Genomic DNA, 336 nt, shown 5'->3' on the forward strand with positions numbered 1-336 from the left:
GGCGGATTCGAACCGCCGAACCCGGAGGGAGCGGATTTACAGTCCGCCGCGTTTAGCCACTTCGCTACCCCTCCACATTTGAAAAACAGTGCCGGCAAGAGGACTTGAACCCCCAACCTACTGATTACAAGTCAGTTGCTCTACCAATTGAGCTACACCGGCAAATAGTGGTGGCTCGGGACGGAATCGAACCGCCGACACACGGATTTTCAGTCCGTTGCTCTACCAACTGAGCTACCGAGCCAAGTATTCTTTTTGAAAAATGGCGGTCCGGACGGGACTCGAACCCGCGACCTCCTGCGTGACAGGCAGGCATTCTAACCAACTGAACTACCG

2 tRNA genes are annotated in these 336 nt (G+C 55.1%); both read right to left on the reverse strand.

Going from position 1 to position 336, the window contains the following annotated elements:
* Nucleotides 1-89 precede the first annotated feature (89 nt).
* Nucleotides 90-162 (reverse strand) — tRNA-Thr (locus ACTJJQ_RS19275).
* A 6-nt stretch (nucleotides 163-168) separates the two neighbouring features.
* Nucleotides 169-244 (reverse strand) — tRNA-Phe (locus tag ACTJJQ_RS19280).
* Nucleotides 245-336 lie beyond the last annotated feature (92 nt).

Origin of the sequence: Bacillus sp. 22483 (genome assembly GCF_052044605.1) — a bacterium.
GTDB classification, from domain to species: Bacteria; Bacillota; Bacilli; order Bacillales; family Bacillaceae; genus Bacillus; species Bacillus altitudinis.